The 23,894-nt window shown below is 67.8% G+C and carries 23 protein-coding genes; 14 read left to right on the top strand and 9 right to left on the bottom strand.

Annotated features, from left to right (window positions below; genetic code table 11):
* Positions 1 to 19 precede the first annotated feature (19 nt).
* Entirely contained in the window at positions 20 to 784 is a 765-nt protein-coding gene (locus tag AC3ERS_RS31495) for an SDR family oxidoreductase (RefSeq protein ID WP_431971769.1), read from the top strand.
* 58 nt (positions 785 to 842) lie between these two features.
* Here the strand turns inward: AC3ERS_RS31495 and AC3ERS_RS31490 are convergent, their stop codons facing one another.
* Positions 843 to 1,475: a maleylpyruvate isomerase N-terminal domain-containing protein gene (locus AC3ERS_RS31490; RefSeq protein ID WP_431971768.1), complete on the bottom strand. Its 633-nt coding sequence runs from the start codon at positions 1,473 to 1,475 to the stop codon at positions 843 to 845.
* Positions 1,476 to 1,752: 277 nt separating this feature from the next.
* Between AC3ERS_RS31490 and AC3ERS_RS31485 the strand changes: the two genes are divergently transcribed.
* A complete protein-coding gene (locus AC3ERS_RS31485; RefSeq protein ID WP_431971767.1) occupies positions 1,753 to 2,526 on the top strand; it encodes a TIGR03084 family metal-binding protein in 774 nt (257 codons plus the stop codon).
* A gap of 527 nt (positions 2,527 to 3,053) precedes the next feature.
* Here AC3ERS_RS31485 and AC3ERS_RS31480 read toward each other — a convergent pair.
* Positions 3,054 to 3,950, bottom strand: coding sequence for an RNA polymerase sigma-70 factor (locus AC3ERS_RS31480; protein WP_431971766.1), 897 nt, complete (start codon positions 3,948 to 3,950; stop codon positions 3,054 to 3,056).
* A gap of 182 nt (positions 3,951 to 4,132) precedes the next feature.
* On the opposite strand from AC3ERS_RS31480, the gene AC3ERS_RS31475 reads away from it, so the two are divergent.
* A complete protein-coding gene (locus AC3ERS_RS31475; RefSeq protein WP_431971765.1) occupies positions 4,133 to 4,828 on the top strand; it encodes an NAD(P)-dependent oxidoreductase in 696 nt (231 codons plus the stop codon).
* A 33-nt stretch (positions 4,829 to 4,861) separates the two neighbouring features.
* On the opposite strand, the gene AC3ERS_RS31470 is transcribed toward AC3ERS_RS31475, so the two are convergent.
* Positions 4,862 to 5,209 carry a winged helix-turn-helix transcriptional regulator gene (locus tag AC3ERS_RS31470; RefSeq protein WP_431971764.1) on the bottom strand — a complete coding sequence of 116 codons (348 nt, stop codon included), beginning with the start codon at positions 5,207 to 5,209 and terminating at the stop codon, positions 4,862 to 4,864.
* 39 nt (positions 5,210 to 5,248) lie between these two features.
* Here AC3ERS_RS31470 and AC3ERS_RS31465 point away from each other — a divergent pair, with 39 nt between their 5' ends.
* Positions 5,249 to 5,845, top strand: coding sequence for a carboxymuconolactone decarboxylase family protein (locus AC3ERS_RS31465; RefSeq protein WP_431971763.1), 597 nt, complete (start codon positions 5,249 to 5,251; stop codon positions 5,843 to 5,845).
* 38 nt (positions 5,846 to 5,883) lie between these two features.
* Here the strand turns inward: AC3ERS_RS31465 and AC3ERS_RS31460 are convergent, their stop codons facing one another.
* Positions 5,884 to 6,960 (bottom strand): alpha/beta hydrolase, encoded by a 1,077-nt coding sequence (locus tag AC3ERS_RS31460; RefSeq protein WP_431971823.1) that lies wholly within the window; start codon positions 6,958 to 6,960, stop codon positions 5,884 to 5,886.
* 167 nt (positions 6,961 to 7,127) lie between these two features.
* Positions 7,128 to 7,787, bottom strand: a complete 660-nt coding sequence (locus AC3ERS_RS31455) for a maleylpyruvate isomerase family mycothiol-dependent enzyme (RefSeq protein WP_431971762.1) — start codon at positions 7,785 to 7,787, stop codon at positions 7,128 to 7,130.
* Between the two features lie 71 nt (positions 7,788 to 7,858).
* Here AC3ERS_RS31455 and AC3ERS_RS31450 point away from each other — a divergent pair, with 71 nt between their 5' ends.
* Positions 7,859 to 8,794 carry a helix-turn-helix domain-containing protein gene (locus tag AC3ERS_RS31450; RefSeq protein WP_431971761.1) on the top strand — a complete coding sequence of 312 codons (936 nt, stop codon included), beginning with the start codon at positions 7,859 to 7,861 and terminating at the stop codon, positions 8,792 to 8,794.
* A gap of 209 nt (positions 8,795 to 9,003) precedes the next feature.
* Here the strand turns inward: AC3ERS_RS31450 and AC3ERS_RS31445 are convergent, their stop codons facing one another.
* Positions 9,004 to 11,985, bottom strand: a complete 2,982-nt coding sequence (locus AC3ERS_RS31445; protein ID WP_431971760.1) for a tetratricopeptide repeat protein — start codon at positions 11,983 to 11,985, stop codon at positions 9,004 to 9,006.
* A 170-nt stretch (positions 11,986 to 12,155) separates the two neighbouring features.
* Between AC3ERS_RS31445 and AC3ERS_RS31440 the strand changes: the two genes are divergently transcribed.
* The gene (locus tag AC3ERS_RS31440) at positions 12,156 to 12,347 is read left to right on the top strand and encodes a hypothetical protein (protein WP_431971759.1); all 192 of its coding nucleotides are present in this window, start codon (positions 12,156 to 12,158) and stop codon (positions 12,345 to 12,347) included.
* A gap of 293 nt (positions 12,348 to 12,640) precedes the next feature.
* Here AC3ERS_RS31440 and AC3ERS_RS31435 read toward each other — a convergent pair whose 3' ends face one another.
* The 3 genes from AC3ERS_RS31435 to adh all read right to left on the bottom strand — a co-directional run bounded on the left by AC3ERS_RS31435 (position 12,641) and on the right by adh (position 16,001).
* The gene (locus tag AC3ERS_RS31435; protein WP_431971758.1) at positions 12,641 to 13,858 is read right to left on the bottom strand and encodes a transcriptional regulator; all 1,218 of its coding nucleotides are present in this window, start codon (positions 13,856 to 13,858) and stop codon (positions 12,641 to 12,643) included.
* Positions 13,859 to 14,061: 203 nt separating this feature from the next.
* On the bottom strand, positions 14,062 to 14,484 hold the full coding sequence (locus tag AC3ERS_RS31430; protein ID WP_431971757.1) for a DUF779 domain-containing protein: 423 nt from the start codon (positions 14,482 to 14,484) through the stop codon (positions 14,062 to 14,064).
* Positions 14,484 to 16,001, bottom strand: coding sequence for an aldehyde dehydrogenase (gene adh, locus AC3ERS_RS31425; protein WP_431971756.1), 1,518 nt, complete (start codon positions 15,999 to 16,001; stop codon positions 14,484 to 14,486). Before adh ends, AC3ERS_RS31430 begins: the two co-directional genes overlap by 1 nt.
* Positions 16,002 to 16,195: 194 nt before the next feature.
* Here adh and AC3ERS_RS31420 point away from each other — a divergent pair, with 194 nt between their 5' ends.
* The 8 genes from AC3ERS_RS31420 to AC3ERS_RS31385 all read left to right on the top strand — a co-directional run bounded on the left by AC3ERS_RS31420 (position 16,196) and on the right by AC3ERS_RS31385 (position 23,892).
* Positions 16,196 to 16,570, top strand: a complete 375-nt coding sequence (locus tag AC3ERS_RS31420; RefSeq protein WP_431971755.1) for a hydrogenase maturation nickel metallochaperone HypA/HybF — start codon at positions 16,196 to 16,198, stop codon at positions 16,568 to 16,570.
* The gene (hypB, locus tag AC3ERS_RS31415; protein WP_431971754.1) at positions 16,528 to 17,391 is read left to right on the top strand and encodes a hydrogenase nickel incorporation protein HypB; all 864 of its coding nucleotides are present in this window, start codon (positions 16,528 to 16,530) and stop codon (positions 17,389 to 17,391) included. The genes AC3ERS_RS31420 and hypB overlap by 43 nt, the downstream gene beginning before the upstream one ends.
* An 83-nt stretch (positions 17,392 to 17,474) precedes the next feature.
* Entirely contained in the window at positions 17,475 to 18,530 is a 1,056-nt protein-coding gene (locus AC3ERS_RS31410) for an NADH-quinone oxidoreductase subunit B family protein (RefSeq protein ID WP_431971753.1), read from the top strand.
* 10 nt (positions 18,531 to 18,540) lie between these two features.
* Positions 18,541 to 20,337 carry a nickel-dependent hydrogenase large subunit gene (locus AC3ERS_RS31405; protein ID WP_431971752.1) on the top strand — a complete coding sequence of 599 codons (1,797 nt, stop codon included), beginning with the start codon at positions 18,541 to 18,543 and terminating at the stop codon, positions 20,335 to 20,337.
* Positions 20,338 to 20,340: 3 nt separating this feature from the next.
* On the top strand, positions 20,341 to 21,270 hold the full coding sequence (locus tag AC3ERS_RS31400; protein ID WP_431971751.1) for a NifU family protein: 930 nt from the start codon (positions 20,341 to 20,343) through the stop codon (positions 21,268 to 21,270).
* The gene (locus AC3ERS_RS31395) at positions 21,267 to 21,899 is read left to right on the top strand and encodes a DUF5947 family protein (RefSeq protein ID WP_431971750.1); all 633 of its coding nucleotides are present in this window, start codon (positions 21,267 to 21,269) and stop codon (positions 21,897 to 21,899) included. The genes AC3ERS_RS31400 and AC3ERS_RS31395 overlap by 4 nt, the downstream gene beginning before the upstream one ends.
* Entirely contained in the window at positions 21,896 to 22,543 is a 648-nt protein-coding gene (locus tag AC3ERS_RS31390; RefSeq protein ID WP_431971749.1) for a DUF6084 family protein, read from the top strand. Before AC3ERS_RS31395 ends, AC3ERS_RS31390 begins: the two co-directional genes overlap by 4 nt.
* Entirely contained in the window at positions 22,540 to 23,892 is a 1,353-nt protein-coding gene (locus AC3ERS_RS31385) for a hypothetical protein (protein WP_431971748.1), read from the top strand. Before AC3ERS_RS31390 ends, AC3ERS_RS31385 begins: the two co-directional genes overlap by 4 nt.
* Positions 23,893 to 23,894: the final 2 nt, after the last annotated feature.

Raw genomic sequence — 23,894 nt, 5'->3', positions numbered from 1 at the left:
GAATCGAACGGAGCGAAATATGACCACTCAGCCTCTCGCCGGACGCGTCGCCGTCGTCACCGGTGCGTCCTCCGGCATCGGCGCCGCGACGGCGCGCAAGCTGGCCGCCGCAGGCGCCTCGGTGGCGCTGCTGGCCCGGCGCAAGGACCGCATCGCCGACCTGGCCGAGGAGATCGCCGCCACGGGCGGCACCGCGCTCGCGATCGCCGCCGATGTCACCGATCCGACCGCCCTGGCGAACGCGGCGGAGCAGATCGATCGGGCGCTGGGGACGGTGGATCTGCTGGTGCCCAATGCCGGTGTCATGCAGCCCGCCCTACCGCAAGCCCGGCGCACCGACCTGTGGCAGCACCAGATCGAAGTCAACCTCAACGGCGTGCTGCACACCGTCGATGCCTTCCTGCCCGCGCTGCTCACCGCGGCCGAACGGGGCGGCCAGGTGGACCTCGTCGCGATCTCCTCGCTGGGCGCCCAGGTCGCCTACCCCGGCTACAGCGTGTACTTCGCCACCAAGGCGGCCGTCAGCCACCTGGTTCGCAACTTGCGTACCGATCTGGGGCCGAAGGGGATTCGCGTCAGCGCGGTCGAACCGGGGATGACCGGCACCGAGATCGGCGGTCAGGTCGCCGACCCGGACTTCGCCGCGCAGCTGACCGAGATGGCGGGCACGGTGACGATGATGTCGCCGGACGATATCGCCGAGATCGTCGCCTTCGTCGCCAGTCGGCGGTCAGGGGTCAATATCGCCCAGCTCGCCGTGCTGCCGGTGGATATGCCGTACTGAGCCGCACCGGTGGCCTTGCGCGCCCGCGAGCAGCGTTGCTCCTGATTTCGACACAGGCTCAGATGGCTGCGATTGTTCCGGGGGCGCGTTCGGCTCGGCTCAGTGCGCGCAGCACAGCCTGCTGTCCGTGTCGAACCACCGCGAGTCGCGACAGCAGGTCCAGCACCGGTTCGAAGACCTGCGGTGGGAACGGTGGCGTCGTGATGTCGACGCTCACCGCCAGATCGTCGGAGTGCACGACGATCTCCATCAGGCGTGTCAGCAGGAAATCGTCGAGAAGCATCGCCTTTCCGACGAATTCGACGACCCGGTCGGCCGGTTCGGCCGCCAGCGCCACCCGCTGCTGAGCGATCGCCGATTCGACTTCGCCGACCAAGGGTTTCGCACCCTCGACCGCCGCGGCCTCACCGCCGTGCCGGATGCGCACGCTGATCTCCGCGTCCACCTCGGCGTCGAACGCGGAAGCCCCGGCGAAGAACTCGGCAACCGTCAGCGGCTTCTCGTCCGGAGCCTCGGTCTCCAGCAGCCGGGACACGTGCAGGACCTGCGACCCCAGATGGCCTGCGAGCCCGTGCACGCTGAATTCCCGCAACGCGCTGGGCCGGTCCCACGCCGCGGCCACCGCTGGATCCCCGAGCAGCGCCGCCGCCGACGCCGCTGCCTCGAGGTAGGCGTCTCTGATCGCGATCAATTCCGCTGCCCTTCGACGACTTGTGAGGTGATCACTGATAGCTCGAACGTGAAAGATTCGACCGCCGAGTACATTTCGCTCCCTCGTCTTCTTCCCACCACAGAATACGAGCCGCGACGGGGAGTCAACGCCCGACCGTGCGGAAGAGAGAAATTGGCGGACGCCGCATTCTCGAACGACCGATATGCGGCATTTCCAGATGCGCCGGCTGTGTGGCACGGTCGGCGTCTATCTTGGTGGTGATCATGTTCGACCATGCGCGTGAAGGTGATACTGGATGTTGGATTACGGTCTTGATACGTCCGATGTGGAGCGCGATCGGGCTCTGCCCGACTTGGTGGCTGAAGGAGATGAGCTCGACGCCTTGGTGTCAGCGCAGGCCGACTGGTCCAAGGACACGCCGGCAGTGGGGTGGACGATCGCCCACCAGATCGCTCATCTTGCTGCTGCTGATGCGAACGTTCTCATCGCGATACGAACCCCGGAGGCGTTCGGCGCCGTGCTGAAGCAGGCCGAAGCCGCAGGCAGTCGATACGCTGATCTCGACGCTGCCGCGGGAGCTGCGAAACCGCGATCGGTACTGCTGGAACAATGGCGTGCCGGTCGAACCGAGGTGGCGGCGGCGCTGCGTGATGTTCCACTGGACCATGGGTTTCCGTGGTACGGCTCGCAGTTGACCGCCGCGCTGATGGTGCCGCTTCGACTGATGGAGACGTGGGCTCACGGGCAGGACGTTTTCGATGCGCTGGGTGTCTCGCGCCGTCCGACGGGTCGGCTGCGGCATGTGGCCTCCTTGGGAGTCGTAGGGCGAGAGCTGTCGTTCTACGCGGCCCAATTGCCTACTCCGGCAGAGCCGTTTCGTGTCGAGCTGACCGGTCCCGACGGCCAGACCTGGGTCTCGGGTCCAGAAGATGCCGGGCAACGGGTGCGAGGCAGTGCCCTCGACTTCTGCCTTCGAGTCACCCAACGCAGGCCACTGGCCGAGACCGACCTCGCGGCGGTCGGCGAAGACGCACGGAAGTGGCTGGAGATCGCTCGCGTTTTCCTCTGAAAAGGTTGGGTCCCTGAGCCACTGATCCAGACGTTGAAGGTCCAATCGGCTCGAAGAGTGCAGCCCGTGCGCACATCGGCATGAGCTCGCACCGTCGACGGCGAGTAGTGGCCTGAGATGTTTTCGGGCTGTTGATCTTCCGGCAGGCCAGTACCGCACTCCGACCGGGAACGTTCACCGGGTCCGGTGATCAGGTGGCCTTTGTGAGCCGCCGACCCGATGACGTGGGCGCCGCACACGGAACTCGGAATGAGGAACGGTCGCGATATCACTCAGTCCCTATGCGGCAGGCGTGGGTTCTGGGCCCGGGGAGGGGGCGGTGGCCCAGGCACCGGGACCGGCGGTTGCGATGCTGGAGCTGGCAGTGAATTTGCGAGCAGAACGGATACCGCCGCAGGTCCGATAAGGCCGAATGCCAGACCGAACCCGACCACAACGTGGACCGTGCCCCCATTCCACTCGCCTGGGTACCGCGCCTGGACAGCAGCATCGGTGCGACGACGGCTTCGGGCCGGTCGTCCTGGGTGTCAACGGTCCAGTGCGGTTTCCCGGTGAAGGTGCTCGAGCTTGTGGGGGTTGCGCACGTAGTAGAGCCCGGTGACCAGGCCGTTGTCGATCCGCACCGCGACGACGCCGTCGATCTCTCCGTCGAGTCGGATGACCAGTGCAGGCCAGCCGTTGACGTGAGCGGGTTCGGCCGAGGCAGGCCCACCCATCCAGCCCGTGCCGCCGCTCACCACACGTAGCACGCGATCGGCGCCCACGATGGGCCGCAGCGTTGCCTGCTTGACTCCGCCGCCGTCGCCCAGGAAGACGACATCCGGCGACAGGATGTCGAGCAGGCTCTGTAGATCGCCGGTTTCGACTGCTCGTTGGAACGCTCCGAGCGCTTGCCGGGCCTCGACCGCAGTCACGGCTCCGCGCGGCCGGCGCGCGGCGACGTGTGCGCGAGCGCGATGGGCGATCTGGCGGACCGCGGCCGGGCTTTTGGCCACGGTGTGCGCGATCTCGTCGTAGGCGATGCCGAACACTTCGCGCAGCACGAATACCGCTCGCTCGGTCGGGGCGAGCGTTTCGAGCACCAGCAGCATCGCCATCGAGAGGTTGTCGGCCAGCTCGACGTCCTCGGCGACGTCGGGCGTGGTGAGCAGCGGCTCGGGCAGCCAGGGGCCGACGTAGGACTCCCGGCGGCGGCCCAGGGTGCGCAGTCGCCGGATCGCCTGCCGGGAGGTGATCTTGACCAGGAAGGCGCGTTGATCGCGCACCGTGCCGAGATCGACGGCTGCCCATTGCAGCCAGGTCTCCTGCAGGACGTCCTCGGCGTCGGCGGCTGAGCCGAGCATCTCATAGGCAATGGTGAACAGCAGGTTGCGGTGGGCGACGAAGGTCTCGGTGGCGGGGGCGGTGCGTTCGCCGTCGCTCATGGTGTGGTCCTGTCTGCCGGGCTTCGTCGACGATGTCATGCATCAGTAGCGAGCACCGACCGCTGTGTGACACCCGGACGTGGTGGTGCTCGTCACAGGGCCGCGCCGTCACAGGTGCGCGGCTGCCGGGCACTTGTGTTCGCCCCACTACCCTTCTCCAGCTTCTAGGAAGGACAACCGTCATGCGTATCACCGTCTTCGGCGCCAATGGTCCCACCGGTCGTCTGCTGACCGGTCAGGCACTGGCTGCCGGGCATCAGGTCACTGCGGTCACCCGGCAGCCGAAATCGTTTCCGCTGCACCACGATCGGCTCGAGGTGGTGGGCGCCGACGTGCTCGATCCTGCGGCCGTCGATGCCGCCGTGGCGCAGCGGGATGCGGTGCTGTCGACGCTCGGGGTACCCGCCGGGAAGGAACCGATCAGCACCTATTCGCGTGGTGTGGCCAATATCGTCGCGGCGATGCAGCGGCATCGGGTGCGTCGGCTCGCCGTGGTCAGCTCCAGCGGGGTCGATCCACACCCGTACTCCGACGGTGGGATCCTGTTCAACCGGGTGCTGCTCCCGTATGTGACGCGGGTGCTGGGCAAAACCCTCTATGACGACATGCGGCGAATGGAAACGCTGATCCGCGCCACCGATCTGGACTGGACGATCGTGCGCCCGAGTGGGCTCTACCACCTGCCGTCGGTCACCGACTACACCGTCGTCGAAGGCCACGCCGACGGACGGTTCACCGCCCGTGTGGATCTGGCGGCGAGTCTGCTGGCCGTGCTGGACGACGACCGCTACCTGCGCACAGCGGTCGGCGTCATCACCACCGTAGACAACCCCACGCTGTTCCGGTGGATTCGTCGCGAAGCACTGGCCCGACAGTAAGGACGGTTTCGGCGCAGCGACACGGGCGGGTTGTCACGGCTGCCAGTCCGCTGCCTTGGGTCGCCAGTCAGCGGCCCACGCGTCGAGCTGGGCGAGACATTCGAGAAGGGTCCTGCCCTGTCCGGTGAGCAGGTAGCCCTCGCCGGCGTGCTCGACGAGGTCGGCCTGCCCAAGCTCACGAAGCCTGTCTGCCAGGACGCTCGAGGAGACGCCGTCGCATCGCTGCTGTAGTTGACGGAAGGTTGGAGTCGAGTCGTCTCGTAGCTCCCACAGGACTCGCAGCGCCCAGCGCCGGCCCAGGAGGTCGAGGAGCGCCATGATCGGGCGGCCCGTGCGTGAGCCGCGGACCTTGCGGCCGGGGAGTGGTGTTGGTCCTGTCATCTGCTTCCCTTTCCGAAGCATCAAAGCTAGCATGTGTTAATGCCTCTGAAATCGAAGCAACCACGAATCGAACCGCTCTCACCGCCGTACGACGAAGAAGCCGGCGCAGCTCTCGAGCTCCTCGGGCATTCACCCATCCAGCTGTTCCGGGTGTGGGCACGGCGGCCGGAGCTCGCTCGCTCCATCGCGGGCTGGGGAAGCTATTACTTCTCCCGGCGCTCCGCTCTCACCCTCCGCCAGCGCGAGCTGGTCATCGACCGGACGACCGCGCTGTGTGGCGCCGACTACGAATGGGCCGTGCACGTCGCGGGCGTCGCCGAGAAGGCGGGACTCGACGCCGCACAGCTCAGGTCCCTCGCGACCGGAAAGCCCGCGGACGCCTGCTGGGACGCGACTGACCGTGCCGTGCTCGAAGCGGTCGACGAGCTCCATGCGACCTTCGATCTCTCCGACGAGACCTGGGCGAACCTGGCCGCCGTCACCGATGAAGATGCCGCGCTCGAGCTGGTCCTGATCTGCGGTTGGTACCACGCCATCTCATTCGCCGTCAGGGCGCTCCGCCTGCCTCCCGAACCCGGCACCGAGTCGATCGCCGCGTTGGTAGGGATGGAAAAGGAAGGCGCGGGTCCAGAGTAGCGGGGAGTCGACGCTCGGCCGTGTCGAAGAGATACCCCCTACGCTCCGAGTCCCGCGCGGAGCATTCCGGCGATCTGCAAGACGGCGTCACGCGCGCTCGGCACTACCGTCATGTTGAGGAAACCGTGAATCAATCCCGGAGCGCGTTGCAGCACAACCCGATTCCCGGCGGCGCGCAGTGCGGCGGCATAGGCCTCGTCCTCGTCGCGCAAGGGGTCGAAGGCCGCGGAGATAAGGATGGCCGGTGGCAGACCGGACAGATCTTCGGCCAACGCGGGTGAGGTGCGCGAGTCGGAACCGTCGGCGTTCCCCGGCCCCGACAGGTAGTGCCCACGGCACCACTGCCGATCGTCGTCGGTCAGATAGAAGCCTTCGGCGAACAGTTCATCAGAGGTGGTCCGGGCCTCTGTGAGATCGATCGAGGGGTACAGCAGGAGTTGCAGCGCGGGGACCGGGCCGCCCTGGCGCGTGGTGACCTGAGCGATCGCGGCACACAAGGTCGCACCGGCGCTGTCTCCGCCGACTGCGATGCGCTCCGGGTCGGCGCCGAGTGCCGACGCGTGCGCGACAGCCCACCGGAATGCGGCCAGCGCGTCGTCGACCCCGGCCGGGAACGGATGCTCGGGTGCGAGCCGATAGTCGACGGACAGAACCTGCACCTCGGCGTAACGGCACAGCATGCGGCACGGCTCGTCGTGGGTGTTCACGTCGCCCAGCACGTACCCGCCGCCGTGGAAGAACACCAGCAGAGGCGGCGCGCCGGAGGTGCCCGACGGGAACGGCCGGTAGTGCCGTGCGCGCAGCGGACCGTCGGCGCCCTCGATCTCGATATCCCGGACGCCGCCGACCTCGGTCCTGTCGAGCGTGAACGCCGCCGCCGTGTGCCGAACGCTCGCGCGCGCGTCGGTGACATCGGGTCGGCCCCGCCGCAAATCCGGAACGAGCGTCGCGACGCCACGCAGCTCCAGCAGTCGCAGCGCGAGCTGGATCCCCGGATCGAGCTCTTGGCCATCGATGCGGACCTGCGGCCTCCCCGACAGGCGCAGCCGAAGCCAAGACGGCGCATGCAACAGCCGCCTGCCGATCCGCGCCACGAGCCGGTCGACGACGGACACAGCCTCCGCAGGCAGCGGCGGCAGCTCGTCGATGGTCGCGCGCCCTGGAGTGGGACGCGTCGACTCGATCACCCGTTCGCTCTCGCTTTTGCTCACGACGACCTTCCTCGGTGCGTGGCGACTCGAATTCCGTAATTTCTACGATGCACCTCCGACCGGACCTATCGCTAGAGCAATTTGCGCTCCGAGGTCAACCGTGCCACCCCTTCCCCGGTGAGCTGATCCAGCGCAGCCTCGCGACCGGTCACCAGCAGCAGCAAGGCCGTCGAGGACCCCTCGATCACCGGTCCGTCACCGACGGCCCACTCGTCGTCGGTGGCCACGAGCCGGTAGCCGGCGAACTTCTCGCGGGCATGGAACGGGGAACCCATCACCCAGACGCGTTCGATGGCCGATCGCGCGGCGGCGACCGGCATAACCCGCGCGATGCCGAGTGGGACGGCGATGTCCTGGCCGTGCACGAGCACATCCATCAGCCGGTCGGCCGGGGTCGTGCCGAGAGCCGCGACCCGTGTGTCGATGCTGTCGCTCAGCTCGGCGAGCAACTGCGCGGTCGTGCGGCGCTGCGCGTGACGAACGGCGGTGTCGCGGATCAGCCGATGGAGATCGCCGCGGGCGCGAATCAGATTGACCAGGATCGAGCCGAGATTCGGCCGGGCGGACAGGATCACGTGCGCGACGACATCACGCACCCGCCAGTCCGCGCACAGGGACGCGTGGTCCCAGGCCGCTTCCGGCAGCGACGTCAGCAGTTCGACCATGGTCGCGCGCTCGGTGGCGACAGCCAGCCAGATCTGCTCGGTGGTCATCGGTTCGTAGGCGGCCATTCGCATTCTCCTTCTCCCGGTGGACGTTCCAGTACGGTAGGAATTCCAGTGGGGTGGAGGTTCCAGCGATTGTGACCGAGAACACGCGCCGTGACGGCTTGGTGAGCATCGGAATGTTGTCCCAGAAGACCGGCGTGCCCGTCCGCACCCTGCGCTTCTACTGCGACGAAGGCATACTCCAGCCGCACCGCAGCTCGGGCGGCCACCGGCTGTTCGATCCGGTGACCACGGTCGATCGGGTGCTGTTGGTGCGCAGGCTTCGCGGTCTCGGCCTGAGTCTCACCACGATCGTCGGCGTCCTCACCGACGCCGTGTCGATCACCGAGGCCGTGGCCGCCGAACGGACCGCGCTCGACACCGAATTGGGCGCACTGCGATGGCGGCGGGCCTCGCTGGTCGCCGTCGAGGACGCACCACCGATGCGACGAGCCGCGCGCTTGGCACTGCTCGCCACCGTGCACGACCGCCACACCGCCTACGACGGCCTCGTCGGATTCTGGCGACGAGTGCTCGCTCCCCTGCCGTCGGACATGTTCGACGGGTTCGTGGGCATGAACATCCCGGCCCCGCCGACCGATCCGACTCCCCGTCAAGTCGTCGCCTACGCCGAACTCGTCACCGTCACCAGCGATCCGGCGGCGGCGCCCGCGATGTCACGCCAGCTCTGGCGGCCCGACCCCACTGGCATCCACGACAAGCGAGAACTACTGACCGGAGTCGCCGAAGCCTGTGCGATCGCAGGGCCACTGGTCGTCGGCCACGTCGAACCGCGGCCGGGAGCCGAGCTCGATCAATTCCTCGCCGCCCACGCCACCGCGCGCCGCGAACGCGACACACCGCGCTTCCGGCAGCGAATGCTGCACGGCGGCAACGACACCGATCCGCGCATCCACCGGTACTGGAAGCTCACCACCGACATCACCGGAGAAACCACCGCCGGAGCCGCCCATTACTGGCTGTACCGGGCGCTCGAACGAGCAACCAGCCCTGCGGCGCCGGTGCCGTGAGGTCTCGACAACCTACCCCGATCGACAGGCACGGCGAGAGGGTCGCCGACCGAGAAGGTCACCGCACGCCACCGACCCACGAACTCGCAAGCAGCTGACAACCTCTCCAGGAAAGGCCACCATGACCGACTCGCCCGAAAAGTCGAACGGCGGCTTGTTCACCGGAACCGCCTGGCATTACGCCCGCTATCGGCCGGGCTATCGACGGCTTACTCCGCATCGCCGGTAATCGACGCGAGAAAGGTTGCCGCCGAGGCGGCTTCGGGCACCCCTGCACGCCGGTAGATTTCGACGGCGGCACGCAGATCGTCCACCGCTCGTGCTCGATCGCCGAGTGCGAATCGGCTGCGGGCGAGACCTTCCAGGGCTCGGGCCTCCTCGAGGCGTCCGCCGGTTCGGTGACCGAGCTCGAGCGCTTCGGCGTAGTGCGCCGCGGCTTGTTCGTGCACACCGATCGCGGTGAACAGCGCGCCGAGCTTGTTCGAGACCGTCGCGTGGCCGAACGCGTCGCCGAGTTCTGTGAAGATGCGCAGCGACTCGTCGAAGCGGGCGGCCGCGTCGGCGTACTCCGCTGTCGCCACGTGCACCGAGCCGAGCTCGGCGAGCGCCTCGGCCTCGGCGTGCCGATAGCCGAGATCGCGGCAGATCCGCAGCGCCTGCTCGTGGAGATCCCTTGCCGCACGGTAATTCCCGACCGACCGCGCGACGACTCCGAGACCGTTCGCCGCGTCGGCTCGACCTTCCGGATGTGCCAGGTCACGATAGAGCTCGGATGCTTGCTCGAGATGCCCGTTCGCCGCGCGGTGATCGCCGAGCGCGGCGTAGGCCATCCCGAGTTGCAGGAGCGCGTAGGCCTCACCGAGACGCACACCGACGTCTCGATAGAGCGATCTGCTCTGCGTGTGCAGCTCCAAGGCCGCGGTCGAGTCGCCGGTCAGTCTGATGGCGACTCCCCGATTGTTCAGTGCGGTGGCTTCGCCGTAACGGTCACCGAGCAGGCGGTAATAACGCAGCGCCTCTTCGTGCAAGCGCGATGCTTCGCCGTGATCGCCGGTCAGTCTCGCCACGATGCCGAGACCCTGTAGAACGCCCGCCATCCCCCGTCGGTCGCCGAGCTCCGCGTAGATCGCCAGAGCCGCTTCGTGCAACTCCGCGGCCTGGGCGTGACGACCTCCGGCCCGGTGCACGATGGCGAGGCTGTTGAGCGCGGACGCCTCACCGCAGCGGTGGCCTGTTTCGCGATAGATCGTCAATGCTCGGCCGTGCAGTTCGGCGGCCTCCGCGTAGTCCTGATCGTCCGAGAACCAGCGTGTGGCCCCGAAGTTGTTGAGCGCGTTGGCTTCACCATGACGGTGTCCCAGCTCGCGATAGATTGCGAGCGCCGCTCGATGCGCGTCCGCCGATTCGGGGTACCGGCCAGTGAACCGGTAGACGACACCGAGACTGTCGAGCGCATCGGCTTCCGCGGACCGATCACGCAGCCGACGCGCTGTCTCCACCGCCAGTCGGTGCAGCCGGACCGCTTCGCCCCATGGTCCGTCCCGTTCGACCAGACTCGCCAGGGACGCGGCCAGCATCGCGACCCTGCGCGGGTACTTCGACGCCGCGAGGTCGAGGCAGGCCAATAGGTTGGCGCGCTCGAGTCGCATCCACGCCAAAGCGGCGCGCTCGTCGTCGAATTCCGGGCCCGATTCGGCACGCTGCGCAGGCTCGACGGATGTCGTCGTGGGTTGATGCAAACGGGTCAGGAGCCGGCTCGCGGCCGCCGAGCGGGACTCGAAGTAGCCGAGCAGTCCGGACAAGGCTCGGTCGATCACCTCGGCCGATTCCGTGGCGCACAGCGTGCGTGCGTATTCCCTGAGCAGGTCGTGAGATCGGTAGCGGCCGCGAACTGTCGCCTCGAGCAGGTGGTCGGCATACAGGGCTTCCAATTCGCGACGCGCCTGGCCGGGTGCGCAGTCCCACAACGCCGACGCCGCGGCGACATCGAGCTCGCTGCCGGGGTGCAGGCCGAGCCATCGGAACAACTGCTGCCGTCGAGCGGGTAGACGGTCGTAGGACATCGTGAACGCGATCCGCACGGCGCGGTCGCCGACATCGAGTTCGTCCAATCGGCCGTTGTCGAACGCCGCGAACTCCTCGGCCAGCTCGGCGATGCTCCAGGCGGGATGATGCGCGACACGACCGGCGAGCAACACGATCGCCAGCGGCAAGTACCCGCACAGCGCCACGATGCGCCGTACCGCCGCGGCGTCGGCGTCCGCGCGCCGCTCCCGGTTCGCCATCGCGGCGAACAGCTCCGCCGCGGGCTCCGGTTCGAGCAAGGACAGGGGAAGCGGCGTCGCTCCGTCGAGCGCGACCAGCCGTCTGCGACTGGTCACCAGCGTGAAGCACCCGCCGCCCGTCGGAAGCAAGGGTTCGATCTGGTGGACGTCTCGTGCGTCGTCCAGTACGAGCAGAATGCGCTTGTCGCTGGAGCGATCTCGCCACAGGTCGCGCCTGCCGGGCAAACTCTCCGGAATGCTCCCGGGGTCCATGCCCATGCCGATCAGCAGCCGTGCCAGCACGTCGTCGGGGTCGACAGCGCTGTGGCCCGGAGTGTGCGCGTGCAGTTCCACGAAATACCGGCCGTCGGGGAAGGCGGGCGCCAGCCGATGCGCCGCGCGCGTGGCCAATGCCGTCTTCCCAACGCCTGCCATTCCGTCGACGGTGACGATCCGCGACGGACTGTCCCGGTCCGCGAGGCGCAGAATCCGCTCCAGCGCATCGTCTCGGCCGAGCAGCGCCGCGACATCCCTGCGCAACGCGCTCGTCACGACGGGACGCGATGTCGGCACGAGTGAGCGCACCGGATCGTCCTCCGGCTCGACCGGGCCCGGAGTGACAGCGCGCTTGCGCGCGTCGCGGCGCAGCTGCTGCCAGCTCGACAGCGTTCGCCCATCCAGGGCACGGCCGGCGGGCACTCGCCCGGACCTGCCGTACAGATAGCGCAGCACGGTCTCGAATCCGCGTTCGTCGCGCGGCACGACGACCACGTCGTCGTCCGCGTGGAACCAGCCCGACAAGGTGTTGACCGGGACCGCACCGCCGATCGCCCGCGCCATCGCGGTCGGCGACGGCGCCCCTGCCGCCGCATGCAATTCGCGCCATCTGGCGAGGAATACCGCCCGCGCAGAATCCCCGTCGCTCACCGGCGCGGTCCCCGATCCGGCTCGGCCCGACTCGGTACGAGTCGCAAACCCGGGAAACCGCCGCCGACCTGGGCACGGCCGCACGGATCCGGCTTCGGCGGCTGGTGATCATCGACGTCCGCGGGCTGTATGGAGACCAGCACTTTCACCACTCTCCCGAACGGAAAGCCATGTCGCTCATCACGAAAGCCTTGCTGATGACCTCCGCGGTCTCGAGCGCCCTCGTCGCGGGCATGGTGGCCGCCCTGCTCGCCAAGGCGGACGGAGCCACCGTGTGGGCGGCGATCCGCGCCGGAGGCGTCGGCTTCGGCGCCACCCTGACTCTCCTCATGCTCACCATCACCACCTGCGCGATCCTCTGAACAGAGTCGCATACGACCGGTCCAGCGGCGTCAGTGCCGGGACGACTCGCCGAAGACCTGGCAGGCATTGTCCGACAAGCGATACACACCACCGCGCAACCATTGGTCGTGCCATGCGGCAGCTTTCGAAAGAACACCGGGAAACCGGTCAGCCGGATGGTTGCACGGTCACCTTCACGTTCTTCACGATCGGCTGGTCGCTCTGTGTGCTGTAGTCGCCGATGGCGCACAGTACGTTCATTTCCGGCATGTAGCCGACCGCGTCGAATGTGACGCGGCCACGCCGGTGCGGCTCAGCTGCGCGTCGCCGCGCGCAGGCGAGCGGTCGCGATCGCGCGCCGCGCGTCGGCGGCGGGTAGCAGACGGCAGGCGTGCTCGTGAATCTCGCTGTCCGTGAGGGCTTTCTCGCCGTATCGCAGCGCCAGCGCGGGGTCGTCCGAGGCCAGGACCGCGGTGCGGACGCCGACCTCCAGGTACTCGCGCCATTCGACGATGCCGGGTGTCTGCGAACCGGGAAGCAAGGGACCGCGATACAACCGGACCGCGGTGGCGGTGTCCCCGGCCGCCAGCGCGGCGAGGACGTCGGCGGCGTCGCACGAGAGCGGGGTCGCCAATCGGTAGATTCGGCTGGTGATGTCGCCGACCGCGGTGCGGCGCAGATGGGAGACGTCGGCCTTCACGGTGCTCGCCGCGGGCGCGCGGTCGCCGTAGATTGCCAGCTGCAATCGCTCCGGCGTGAAACCGTCGGGTTCCAGCGCGAGCAAGGTCAGAATCTCGAAATGTCTGCGTCGCAGTGGGATTCGTTTGTCTTCGCGCATCAGTTCGGCGCCGCCGAGACAGGTGAGCCTGGGGCCGGGCGCGAGTGCCCGCCTGTTCTGCTGCAATTTCGCCTCGATGGCGGTGGCCAAGGTCCGCACGGTCGACATGGCGAGCGGGTGCGACCGGTCCCACGTGGTGGACAGGTCGAGCACCCCGAGCTGCCGTCCGTCCGCGCCGCGGATCGGCGCGCAGTAGCAGACCCACTCGTGCAGTGCGGCCACCAGATGCTCCGCGGCGAACACACTGCTCGGCTGCCCGGTGCGCAGCGTGAGCGACAGTGCGTTGGTGCCCATGTGGGTCTCGTCCCATCGACCGCCCGGCGCAAAGCCGACGCGTTCGGCGCGCCTGCGCATCACCGCCCCGCCGTGTGACCACAGGATGGTGCCGTCCTCGTCGGTGACGGCGGCGACGAAATCGGAATCGTGGGTGATGGCGTGCAGGTGGTCGGACAGTTCCGACATCGGCGCGCGCAGTGGGGATTCGGCCCAGCGCCTGCCCACGTCGTCACCGGCGGCGGGAGCGCAGTTCAGTTCGGGATCGACGGTGCGCCGGGATCTCATCCAGGACTGGGCCACTTCGCCGCGCAGCTGGGAGCTGTCGATCCCCGCGGCCGCCGCGCGGGCGGGCACCCAGCGCGCCCATTCCTTTTCCAACGCGGCGCGGCGCTGCGAGAGGGAGTCGTGTCCTGCCATCTCGCGACTGCTTCCCTCCGTCCTCGGCCGTCCGCGGTTCCTCGCTGCGTTCGTCCTCGCACGGCCGCAGGAAGCCGCGATCCTCGCCGCACCGAGGGTAACCCGCGCGCGCCGCGAATACCGGAGGTCGGGGAAAGGCGGTCGCGCGCCCGGCTCCGGCACTGGCGACGAGGCCGATGCCGGAGCCGGGCGCGTTGTCTTCGCTAGGAGTTCGCGGCGTCCGGCGCCGTCGAATCCGCGCCGCGCGGCGGTGGCGGCTGCGCCTCCAGCGCCGCGGTCTCGGCGTCGGTGAACAACCGCGAGCGGATCAGGAACCGCACGCCCTCGGGCGCTTCCAGCGAGAACCCGCCGCCGCGCCCGCTCACCAGGTCCACGGTGAGATGGGTGTGACGCCAATAGCGGAACTGATCGGCGCTCATCCAGAACGGCGTCGCCATCGGCAGGACGCCGAGCAGCACGTCCGACGCTCCGACGCGAAAGTCGCCGCGCGGGTAGCACATCGGCGCACTCCCGTCGCAGCACCCGCCCGACTGGTGGAACATGACCGGGCCGTGCCGCTCGATCAGCGTGCGCAGCAACGCTTCCGCGCGTTCGGTCAGCCCGACCCGCTCGACGCGGTCGGGCATCAGAACAACCCGGCCTTCGCGGTCGAATAGCTGACGAGCAGGTTCTTCGTCTGCTGGTAGTGGTCCAGCATCATCCGGTGGTTCTCGCGGCCGATGCCGGACTTCTTGTAGCCGCCGAACGCGGCGTGCGCCGGGTAGGCGTGGTAGCAGTTCGTCCACACCCGGCCCGCCTTGATGCCGCGGCCGAGCCGGTAGGCGGTGTTGCCGTCACGCGTCCACACCCCGGCGCCGAGCCCGTACAGGGTGTCGTTGGCGATGGTGAGCGCCTCGTCGACGGAGTCGAACGCCGTCACCGACACCACGGGACCGAAGATTTCCTCCTGGAAGATCCGCATGTCGTTGCGGCCCTGGAAGATCGTCGGCTCGATGTAGTAACCGCCCGCGAACTCCTCCACCTTGCGCGGCCCGCCGCCGGTGAGCAGTTCGGCGCCTTCCTGCTTGCCGATGTCGATGTAGGACAGGATCTTCTCGTACTGGTCGTTGCTGGCCTGCGCGCCGATCATGGTGCTCTCGTCGAGCGGATTGCCGCCCTTGATGGCCTTGGTGCGCGCCACGCAGCGGCCCATGAATTCGTCGAAGATCGAGCGGTGCACCAGCGCCCGCGACGGGCACGTGCACACCTCGCCCTGGTTGAGCGCGAACATCACGAAACCCTCGACCGCCTTGTCCAGGAACTCGTCGTCCGCGGCGGCCACGTCGGGCAGGAAGATGTTGGGGCTCTTGCCACCGAGCTCGAGCGTGACGGGAATGATGTTCTCGCTCGCGTACTGCATGATCAGCCGGCCCGTGGTGGTCTCACCGGTGAACGCCACCTTGGCCACCCGCGCATTGGACGCGAGCGGCTTGCCCGCCTCCACGCCGAAACCGTTGACCACGTTGAGAACACCCGGCGGCAGCAGGTCCGCGATGAGCTCGACGACCTTCATGATCGACGCGGGCGTCTGCTCGGCGGGCTTGAGCACCACGCAGTTTCCCGCCGCCAGCGCGGGCGCGAGCTTCCACACCGCCATCAGGATCGGGAAGTTCCACGGGATGATCTGACCGACCACGCCCAGTGGCTCCTGGAAGTGGTAAGCGATGGTGTCGGCGTCGATTTCGGAGATGCTGCCCTCCTGGGCGCGGATCGCCCCGGCGAAGTAGCGGAAGTGATCGACCGCCAACGGCAGATCGGCGGCCAGGGTTTCGCGGACGGGCTTGCCGTTGTCCCAGGTCTCGGCGACCGCGAGCGACTCGAGATTCTCCTCGATCCGGTCGGCGATCTTGTTGAGGAGATTCGCGCGCTGGGTGGTCGAGGTCGCGCCCCAGGCGTCGGCGGCACGGTGCGCGGCGTCGAGCGCCAGCTCGATATCGGGCGCGGTCGACCGCGCCACCTCGCAGAACACCTCGCCGTCCACCGGCGACGGGTTCTCGAAATAGCGGCCCTCCACCGGCGCGGTCCACTCGCCCCCGATGAAGTTGTCGTAGCGGCGCGCGTAGTCGACGACGCTGCCTTCGGCACCGGGCTTGGCGTAGGTCATGGCTGATACTCCTCGCTGAGTCACGGATCGGATCACACGACATGTCGTGGTGCGGATCACTCTCGCGCGCGTGGGTTGAGACAAGGTTGAACCGCGCCGCCCGCCGCCACGCGAAGGATTCTCCGTTACGACGCAGGCGCGATGTGCTGCGGAGTAGCCTCGAATGAGGCCAACTCCGAAAAGCCGAGGCCACGATGCACGAAATGGCGATAACTCAGAGTGTCGTCGACGCCGTGTGCGAGCATGCGGCGGGCCGACGGGTACACAGCGTCACCGTGGAAGTCGGAGCGCTGTGCGCGATTGTGCCCGAGGCGATGCGGTTCTGCTTCGAGCTGGCGACCGAAGGGACCGAGGCGGACGGTGCGGCGCTCGTCATCCAGACGGTGCCCGGCACCGCGGTCTGCCGGTCTTGCGGCGCCGATTTCGACCTCGCCGACCTGATTCTGCTCTGTCCGTGCGGCAGCGCCGACGTCGAGGTCAGATCCGGGCGGGAGCTTCGAATACGAACGATGGAGGTGAGCGAACCATGTGCGCAACCTGCGGATGCGGCGGCGATTCGGCGGCCATGATCACGGTCCTCCGCGACCAGCCGCACGAGCACGATCAGCACCACCACGAGCACCATCAGGGCCATGGCCACTACCACGAGCACGACGACCCGCACGGCCACGATCACGACCACGCGGACCACGTGCACGTGCCGGTCACCGAGACGGTGACCTTGGAGCAGAAGGTGCTCGCCAAGAACGATCGGCTGGCGCAGCACAACAGAGAACGGCTGCGCCGCAGCGGCATCGTGGCCCTGAACATCACCAGCTCGCCGGGCGCGGGCAAGACGACGCTGCTCGAGCGCACCCTCGGCGATCTGGACGATCGCCCCGTCGCGGTGATCGAAGGCGACCAGGAGACGTTGCTGGACGCCGAGCGCATCAAGGCGACCGGGTGCCGGGTCGTGCAGATCAACACGGGCTCGGGTTGCCATTTGGATGCCGAAATGTTGCGGCACGCGCTGGACGAGCTCGACCCCGCGCCGGGCACGCTGCTGTTCATCGAGAATGTCGGGAACCTGGTGTGCCCCGCGCTGTTCGATTTGGGAGAACTCGCCAAAGTCGTGGTGTTCTCGGTGACCGAGGGCACCGACAAGCCGCTGAAATATCCACACATGTTCGCGGCCGCCGATTTGGTGGTCGTCAACAAAATCGACCTGATTCCCTACGTCGATTTCGATCTCACCCGGTGCGCGGAGTACGCGCACTCGATCAATCCCGGCGTGCCGATTCTGCCGGTGTCCGCGATCACGGGCGAGGGCTTGCCTAGCTGGTACGCGTGGATTTCGGGGCAGTTGTCCCCGCCGTCCGCCTCCCTTGAGGAAGCTACAACCCCCGCCTAGACTGACGTGACGAGTGTCACATTCCGTACGGTCTTACCACTGAGACGTCTGTACGGCGCTCCAGCTTCGAAAGGTGGCATTTGATGCCTACTCAGGAAGCAGTCAAAGCCGAAGATACGTTGATCCACGTTCTCTGGATCAATGCCGGCCTCAGTTGTGACGGTGACTCGGTGGCGCTGACTGCCGCTGCCCAGCCCAGCATCGAGGAGATAGCTCTGGGTGCGCTCCCAGGTCTCCCCAAGGTCGCCGTCCATTGGCCGCTGATCGATTTCGAATGCGGTCCGGCCGGTGGGGCCGACGATTTCCTCGAATGGTTCTTCAAAGCCGACCGCGGCGAACTGGAACCGTTCGTCCTCGTGGTCGAGGGATCGATCCCCAACGAGCAGCTCCACACCGAGGGCTACTGGTGCGGGTTCGGCAACAACCCCGATACCAACCAGCCGATGACGACCAGCGAATGGGTGGATCGCCTCGCCCCGAAGGCCACAGCCGTGGTGGCCGCGGGCACCTGCGCTACCTACGGCGGCATCCACGCGATGGCCGGAAACCCGACGGGTGCGATGGGCGTGCCGGACTATCTCGGGTGGGAGTGGAAGAGCAAGGCCGGTATTCCGATCGTGTGCGTGCCGGGCTGCCCGATCCAACCGGACAACCTCTCCGAGACCCTGACCTACCTGCTCTACATGGCAACGGGCCAGGCGCCGATGATCCCGCTCGACGAAGCGTTGCGGCCCAAGTGGCTGTTCGGCGCGACCGTCCACGAGGGCTGCGATCGCGCCGGGTACTACGAGCAGGGAGATTTCGCCACCGAGTACGGATCGCCGAAGTGCATCGTGAAGCTCGGCTGCTGGGGCCCGGTCGTGAAATGCAATGTGCCCAAACGAGGTTGGATGAGCGGCATCGGCGGATGCCCCAACGTCGGCGGCATCTGCATCGGCTGCACCATGCCCGGTTTCCCGGACAAGTTCATGCCGTTCATGGACGAGCCACCCGGTGGCAAGTTCTCGTCGATGACCTCGGGACTGTACGGATCGGTGATCCGAAGCCTGCGGCACGTCACCGGCCGCACTGTGGACAAGGAGCCGCGCTGGCGACACCGCGGCGAAAAGCTGGAATCCGGCGCGACCCGCACGTGGTAGGAGGACTTCGATGACTCAGATCGTTCCGGAGCCGTCGCACCGCAAGATCGACCCGAACGCCCTCGTCGAGATGGCGTGGGATCCGATCACCCGGATCGTCGGCAGCCTTGGTATCTACACCAAGATCGATTTCGAGAATCAGCAGGTCGTGGAGTGCCACAGCACCTCGTCGATCTTCCGCGGCTACTCCATCTTCATGAAGGGCAAGGACCCGCGCGACGCCCACTTCATCACCAGCCGCATCTGCGGTATCTGCGGTGACAACCACGCCACCTGCTCGTGTTACTGCCAGAACATGGCCTACGGGGTGAAGCCGCCGAACCTCGGCGAGTGGATAGTCAACATGGGCGAGGCCGCCGAATACATGTTCGACCACAACATCTTCCAGGAGAACCTGGTCGGCGTGGACTTCTGCGAGAAAATGGTCTCCGAGACCAACCCCGGCGTGCTGGCCCGCGCCGAGCGCACCGAGGCTCCGCACGCGGACGCGCACGGATACCGGACGATCGCCGACATCATGCGGGCCCTCAACCCGTTCAGCGGTGATTTCTACCGCGAGGCGCTTCAGGTCAGCCGGTACACGCGGGAGATGTTCTGCCTGATGGAAGGCAGGCACGTGCATCCATCGACGCTGTATCCCGGTGGCGTCGGCACCGTCGCCACCATCCAGCTGATGACCGACTACACGACGCGTCTGATGCGCTACGTGGAGTTCATGAAGAAGGCCGTGCCGATGCACGACGATCTGTTCGACTTCTTCTACGAGGCGCTGCCCGGCTACGACAAGGTGGGCCTGCGCCGCACGATGCTCGGGTGCTGGGGTTCGTTCCAGGACCCGGCGGCATGCAACTTCGCGTACAAGGACATGGAGGACTGGGGTCGCAAGATGTTCGTGTCCCCCGGCATCGTGGTGGACGGCAAGCTGCTCACCACCAGCCTGGTCGACATCAACCTCGGCATCCGAATCCTTTTGGGCAGTTCGTATTACGACGACTGGTCCGATCAGGAGATGTTCGTGAAGACCGATCCGCTCGGCAATCCGGTGGATCGGCGCCACCCGTGGAACCAGCACACCAACCCCAAGCCGCAGAAGCGCGACCTGGAGGACAAGTACAGCTGGGTGATGTCACCGCGCTGGTTCGACGGCACCGACCATCTGGCGCTGGACACCGGCGGCGGACCGCTGGCGCGGCTGTGGGTCACGGCGCTGGCCGGGCTGGTCGACATCGGCTACGTGAAGTCGACCGGGCACAGCGTGCAGATCAACCTGCCCAAGACCGCCCTGAAGGGACCGGTCGAGCTCGAATGGAAGATCCCGGCGGCGGGCAGCAACACCATCGAACGCGACCGCGCCCGGACCTACTTCCAGGCCTACGCGGCGGCGTGCGCGCTGCATTTCGCCGAGAAGGCGATCGAGGAGATCCGCGCCGGGAAGACCAAGACCTGGGAGACGTTCGAGGTTCCCGACGAGAGCATCGGCTGCGGTTTCACCGAGGCCGTGCGCGGGGTCCTCTCCCATCACATGGTGATCAGGGACGGCAAGATCGCCAACTACCACCCGTATCCGCCGACGCCGTGGAACGCGAGCCCGCGGGACAGCTTCGGCACGCCGGGGCCGTACGAGGACGCGGTACAGGGCCAGTCGATCTTCGAGGAGAACGACAGGGAGCATTTCAAGGGCATCGACATCATGCGCACCGTGCGCAGTTTCGATCCGTGCCTGCCGTGCGGCGTGCACATGTACCTCGGCAAAGGAAAGACGCTGGAGACGGTGCACTCCCCCACTCAGTCGCTCACCGCGGAGTAGCCGATGACGCGCCCGCGAGAAGAGATGGGCACTGTGAACGGACACGACGGGGCAGCACTCGATGACGCTCGCTGGCGTGACGCAGGCGAGCGCATCGAGACCCTGCTCGAATCGAGCTCCGTGGGCGGCGTCGCGGCCAGGGAGCGGGCCGAGCAACTGGTCCGCGAGGTCGCCGACCTCTACGGCGCGGGCCTGGAGCGCATCATCGACCTGCTCGACGACGCGGCGATCGAACGGCTCACCGGAGACGACCTGGTCGCGAGCCTGCTGTTGGTGCACGGACTGCATCCGCACGACGTGACGACACGGGTGCGCGCCGCGCTCGACAGTGTGCGGCCCTACCTCGGCTCCCATGGTGGCGACGTCGAGCTGCGCGGCATCGAGGACGGTGTCGTGCAACTCGAGTTCGCGGGCAGCTGCCGCAGCTGCCCGTCGTCGTCGGTGACGTTGGAGCTGGCCGTGGAAGACGCGGTGCGCGCCGCGGCGCCGGAGATCACGGCGATCGAAGTGGTCGCGGCCGAACCGGCGTCCGGCTCGGGCGTGATCGCGGCGGAGTCGTTGTTCACGCGCGTGCACAGTCAGCACCAGGGCAGCTGGATCGCCGTGCCCGAGCTCGACGAGATCGGGCCGGGTGAAGTCGGCGGATTCGCGGTGGCCGGGGTCGCGGTGCTGGCCTGCCGGGTCGGTGACGAGCTGTTCGTCTACCGCGACCGGTGTGCGGCCTGCGACGGTTCCATGGCTGGCGCGGCGCTGCATCGCCGCCTCGGCTTCCCCGTGGGCGACGCCGTGCTGCGGTGTCCATCGTGCGGGGCGCATTTCGACGCGGTCCACGCAGGCGCGCGCGTCGACGGCGACGGGCACCTCGAACCGTTGCCGGTGCTGGTGCGATCGGGCGAGCTGTCGGTGGCGATTCCGGCGGAGGTGGCCGGATGACGTCCCCGTTCGGCGTGCTGCGACGTCTCACCGCGCCGCGACCGACTCCGGTCCCGGCCGGTGAGCGTTGCGAGATGTGCGCCGAACCCATTCATGAGCCGCACCAGCACGTGGTGAGCATCGAGGGCAGGCAGCTCATGTGCGTATGCCGCGGCTGCTATCTGCTGTTCACCGACAGCGCGGCGGACCTGCGTTATCGGGCGGTGCCGGATCGCTACCTGGCGTTCCCGGACGTGGTCGTCGACCAAGCGGAGTGGGACGGACTCGAGATCCCGGTCGGACTGGCCTTCTTCTTCCGCAACTCCTCGCTCGGGCGCACCGTCGCCTTCTATCCCGGCCCGGCAGGCGCGACCGAGTCCGAACTTCCGTTGCCGCGGTGGCACGCGATCCTGGAGCGCCACCCGCAGCTCGACGTCGCGGCCGACGATGTCGAGGCGCTGCTGATCCGGATGCCGCACCGCGGCGGTCCCGGCGCCTGTCTGCTGTTGCCCATCGATGCGTGCTACGAGTTCGTCGGCCGGATGCGGCTGCTGTGGCGCGGATTCGACGGCGGCCAAGAGGCGCACCGGTACATCGAGGAGTTCTTCGCCACGATGACGGCGCGGGCGCGAACGGGCGGTGCGCGATGAGCCCGGCCTATTCGATCACCTTCGCCGTGCTCGGCATCAAGCCCGAGCCGTACGCGGTGACGCCGATACTGTCGGCGCGCGTCGGCATCGCGGCGCTGGCCGAGGAGCCCGTGCACGCCATCGCGCTGCGGGCGCAGGTCAGGATCGAACCGCGCCGCCGTTCCTACACCGACGAGGAAGCAGCCGGGCTGACGGACCTCTTCGGCACGCGCGAACGATGGGAGGACACGCAGCGCACCTTTCTCTGGATGCACTGCGCGACAACGATTCCTGGCTTCACCGGGGGCGCGGAAGTGGATCTGCCGATGCAGTGCACCTACGACTTCGAGGTCGCGGGATCGAAGTACCTGCACGCGTTGCGCGACGGCACGGTGCCGCTGCGGTTTCTGTTCAGCGGCACCGTATTCATCAGGGGCGAGGGCGGTTTCGCGGTGCAGCAGGTGCCGTGGGATCGCGAGGACACCTTCGACATGCCGGTCTCGGTGTGGCACGACCTGATGGCCGCGCACTTCCCCAACTCCGACTGGATCCGCTTGTCCCGCGAGACGCTCGACGCCTTGTCGGCCTACAAATCCGAACGCGGCCTGCTCGGCTACGACGACGCGGTGACCAAACTCCTCACGACCGCTCGGGACGCGACATGACCACGGGACGATCTGTCCGGTCCGCGCGCGCAAGGGCACGCGCGGTCGCCGACGCGGTGCTGTACGAGGGATACCTGCTGTACCCGTATCGGGCGAACTCTCGAAAGAACCAGTGCCGCTGGCAATTCGGCGTACTTGGCCCGGAGGGCGCCGCCGAGGCCGGGCTCGGCGAGGACCCGATGCTGCGGGCGCAGTTCCCCGTCGTCGCGGGCGACGCCGCCACGCTCGGCCTCGCCGTCCGGTTCCTGCAATTGCAGCGGCGCACGGTCGAAGACCGGCACGGCAGTCCGGTCGCCGAGCTCGACGTCGACGGCCGCACCTTGGTGAGCTGGGACGAGGGCGTGGAACACGAGATCGACTACGGACCGATGCCGTTGGAGCACACGGTGTTTCGGGTGCACGTCGCGGGCGGTGTCGATGTCGAGGAAGTGCACGATGCCGCGGGCGCTCACGCGGGCAGGCTCGTTCGCACCCGCGAGCCGATCGACGGCCTGCTCGAGCTGTCGGTCGACCACGTGGCGGGCTGCCGCCGCGTGACGATCACGGTGCGCAATATCGCCGCCGCGCCCCGGGACAAGCAGGACGCGCTCGCGTGCTCGTTGCTCGGCGCTCACGTGATCGCGGAGCTGGAGGGCGGCGAGTTCGTGTCCTTGCTGGAGCCCCCGCCGGAAGCGGCCGCGGCCGCCGAGCAGTGCGGCCACCACCGATGCTTCCCGGTCCTCGCCGGGCCGGATGGTGACCGGAGCCTGCTGCTCGTCTCGCCGATCATCCTCTACGACCACCCGCAGATCGCCGAACAGAGCGAGGGTCCGCTGTTCGACTCGACCGAGATCGACGAGATCCTGACGCTGCGCGTGATGACCTTGACCGACGAGGAGAAGGACCAGGCGCGCGCCACCGATCCACTGGCCGCGCGGATCGTCGACCGCTGCGACGCCACCACTCCCGAGCAGCTGGATCGGCTGCACGGGGTGCTGCGCGAGCCCGCGGACCGGCCGCGTGTGCTTCCCGAGGTTCCCGACGGTGTCGACTGGTGGGATCCCTCGGCCGACAACGCCGTCCGACCCGAATCCGACGCCGTCGTCGTCGCGGGCGTGCTGGTGCACCGCGGCAGCCGGGTCCGTCTGCATCCGTCCCGGCGCGCCGACGCCCACGACCTGTTCTACGACGGCGAGACGGCGCGGGTGGTGTCGGTGCACGAAGACGTCGACGGCGACGTGCACGTCGGGGTGGTCATCGACAACGACCCCGCCGCCGACCTGCACGAGTGGTACGGCCGTTACCTCTACTTCGCGCCCGACGAGATCGAGCCGCTGGACAGACCGTCCGAGCAAGACCAACGGAAATGAAA

The organism is Nocardia sp. bgisy134, from assembly GCF_057708325.1.
The sequence above is the reverse complement of the archived record's forward strand: the minus strand, read 5'-3'. Positions and strand labels throughout refer to the sequence as shown.